Origin of the sequence: Nitrosomonas marina (genome assembly GCF_900111605.1) — a bacterium.
Taxonomy (GTDB): domain Bacteria; phylum Pseudomonadota; class Gammaproteobacteria; order Burkholderiales; family Nitrosomonadaceae; genus Nitrosomonas; species Nitrosomonas marina_A.
Window position 1 is genome coordinate 1 of sequence record NZ_FOIA01000080.1, and the last position, 1,549, is coordinate 1,549.

Sequence of the window (1,549 nt, forward strand, 5' to 3'; positions counted from 1 at the left end):
TTAACGTGAAAGAAACCGCTAATCAGGCGCACATAATCCTGACCAGCTAAGGTCATCGCAGAATTGGCATTTTTAAACTTGATCTGGTTTGATAAAGCCGTATCGAATCAATGTTTTTATCCAGCGCGCAGCGTTGCGCTGAACAGAAATCTTCTCGTAGTCAATAGCGCTGTCCCGGTAATATTCGCGGCGTTTGAACATGAAGAAGATGGTGCGTAGTATTTTGTGTCCCAATGCGATGATAGATCGTTTGTACCCACGTCGCACGATGAGAGACTGGAATTTTGCCTTGAATGTGGAGGTGGTTCGGCTGGCAGCGTGGGCGAATTCACATAGCAGACGGCGAACATAGGCGTTGCCTTTTCGTGTTCGTCCAGACTTGTGCTTGCCTGCTGATTCGTTATTGCCTGGGCAGATTCCGACCCAGGAAGCCAGGCGGTCTGCACTGCCAAAAGCGTCCATATCGTTGCCGATTTCTACCAATAACATGGCAGCACCGATGAGATCGACACCGGGCAAGGTTTGTAGCAACACCAGCCAGTTGCGTTCGCTCCCCAGCTCGGCAAGCAAGTGTTGGTCGAATCGTGCGATGCGCTGTTCGATTTCTTCGATATGCTGCATCAGTTCATTGAGTACGAAACGGTGACTTTCGGTCAGTTCTCCCTGCAAGGCATCAAGCAGTTCTTCACGGCTGGCTTTAAGCCGTCGTGATGCGAATTTCAGAACCTCTTGAGGTGTTTTGTTCGCGATAAGCGCCTTGACCATGGTGCGTGCCGATTGTCCGTGTACATCGCTAACCACGACACCTAAGCGTATACCGCCATCGGTGAGTACCTTGTGCAGACGATTCTTCTCGGAAGCGAGTTGTCCAACCAGCTTTTGCCGTTGCCGGGCAATCAGGCGCAGCTCCCGCATTTTTGCGGGCGGAATGAAGGATGCGCGCAGCAGTCCGGCGCGTGATAATGTTGCCAGCCATTGTGCATCGCTGATATCAGTCTTGCGTCCAGGAACATTCTTGACGTGACGGGCGTTCACAACTTTCGCGCAAATGCCTACTGCTTCCAGTGCTGCGTAAGGGCTTTTCCAATAAATACCGGTACTCTCCATTACAACCTCGTCAGGCTGCAATTGGGTTGCCCACTGTGCCAACGCGCGTCGGTCTTTCTTGAATGTGCCGAATTGTCGCTGCTCAGTACACACCGAACCATCGTTTTCTTCAATCAAGGCACACGCTGTAATCTGTGACTGATGAACATCGAGTCCAATCACACGTTTATAAATTACATCCAATTCCATAACGCCTCCATTCATTTTATACTTGCCAATGGAAGATGGAGGAACCGGAACTGAAAATCCCTGAAAGCATTAATCTGCTTTCGGCCTTTTTAACGTACGCTCTCTATGGAAGCAATCCGGGGTGCGAGTCAGTTCGGTGGGTCACGTTAGAGTACGGGATCAAGTCACCAAAAAAATGTGCGACCTCTTCCTGCCACCTTCCTCTCAAGTTTCTTTCATGATCAGGGGTGGCGTCTACCGAAATGATCGTTAG

Annotated in this window: 1 protein-coding gene; it reads right to left on the reverse strand. The window is 50.2% G+C overall.

The window, feature by feature from the left end:
• Positions 1–72 precede the first annotated feature (72 nt).
• Positions 73–1,296 (reverse strand): IS110 family RNA-guided transposase, encoded by a 1,224-nt coding sequence (locus BMY62_RS15800; RefSeq protein ID WP_090662229.1) that lies wholly within the window; start codon positions 1,294–1,296, stop codon positions 73–75.
• Positions 1,297–1,549 lie beyond the last annotated feature (253 nt).

What these genes read in the sequence shown, in the direction of transcription:
- BMY62_RS15800 (WP_090662229.1), bottom strand. Translation starts at nt 1,296, where the DNA reads ATGGAATTGGATGTAATTTATAAACGTGTGATTGGACTCGATGTTCAT.